General features: G+C 43.3%; 2 protein-coding genes. One reads left to right on the top strand and one right to left on the bottom strand.

Features of this window, described 5'->3' with window-relative positions; genetic code table 11:
• On the top strand, positions 1-363 hold a 363-nt coding region (locus NC238_05105), incomplete at its 5' end, for a helix-turn-helix domain-containing protein (GenBank protein MCM1565317.1).
• A gap of 14 nt (positions 364-377) precedes the next feature.
• On the opposite strand, the gene rodA is transcribed toward NC238_05105, so the two are convergent.
• The coding region (gene rodA, locus NC238_05100) for a rod shape-determining protein RodA (protein MCM1565316.1) at positions 378-1,314 on the bottom strand (937 nt) is incomplete at its 5' end.

Here is a 1,314-nt window from a genome sequence, read left to right as displayed (position 1 = left end):
CATGTTATGGGAACCAAAGCCGAAATTCAATATTTCTCAAATCTCGGTATTTTTACCCCTTTTTTCTCGCAGGAACTGGAGATCGTAAAAATGTTCTGCCGGAATACCCTGGATCCGCTCCTTGACTATGATACGAAGAATGAAGGCAGTTTGCTGCCGACACTTACAGAACTGGTAAACTCTAATTTTAATCTTAAAGAAACTGCTAAGAATTTATTCATACACGTCAATACACTCTATTATCGCATCGAAAAGATTGAGCAGCTTCTTAAGGTGGATCTGTCCATGATGAGTACACGAGTCAACCTTTTTACAGTATTAAAATCCTGGGCCTTGCTTCACGAAAGCGGGCTTTGGGATTAGTCTCCGGAAAGACCCTAAAACATAGGCCGCTCCCCTCGAAATCCTACACTTAGCACCAGTCCGACAGCCATCATGTTCGCCCACATGGAACTGCCTCCTGAAGTCAGGAAGGGCAAAGGAATTCCTGTGACAGGCATGATTCCCGATGCCATGCCAACATTAACAAGAATATGGAAGCCTATCATGGAGACAACTCCTGCCACAATCAGCATTCCAAAATCATCTCTGGCTTTCATTCCGATGCTGATCATTCGCAATAAGAAAATACAAAAAATAAACAGTATAATAGAAGTCCCAATAAAGCCGAACTCTTCCCCAATCACAGAAAAAATAAAATCTGTATGGTGTTCCGGCAGGAAATTCAGCTGCCCCTGTGTTCCTTCTCTATATCCCTTTCCCCAAAGACCCCCGGAGCCAATGGCCCAAACAGACTGCATAACATGGTAGCCATCTCCCGAAGTATCCCGGGCAGGATCAATAAAAACCATCAAGCGGTCTAGCTGATAATCCTCCAGGGGAAGTTTCAATCCTTCCAGGTAGCTGAGGGGCCAGGGAAGATTGGTGGCAAAATGAAGAGAAACAGCTGTAATCGCTGTGGTAATCGTAGCCCCAATAATTGCTCCGAATTTAATAGGATTTGCTCCTGCCACAAACATCATACCCACGAAAATTGCTCCGAACACCAAAGCAGACCCTAAGTCCGGTTGTAAAAATACTAAGAAGGTGGGCGGCATCACAAACAATAAAGGAACAATAAAGTCTTTCACATTATTAAGCTTTCCTCTTCGATTGGAAAGAAAATTTGCAAAGGTAACAATCAGGAAAACCTTAGCAAATTCCGAAGGCTGAATATTAAATCCACCTATTACAGGAATCCAGCGTTGGGCTCCTTTAGCCGAAGTCCCAACCGCAAACACCAATATAAGCAAGAAGATATTAATCCCATAGATC

The organism is Dehalobacter sp. (assembly GCA_023667845.1).
GTDB lineage: Bacteria > Bacillota > Desulfitobacteriia > Desulfitobacteriales > Syntrophobotulaceae > Dehalobacter.
The sequence above is the reverse complement of the archived record's forward strand: the minus strand, read 5'-3'. Positions and strand labels throughout refer to the sequence as shown.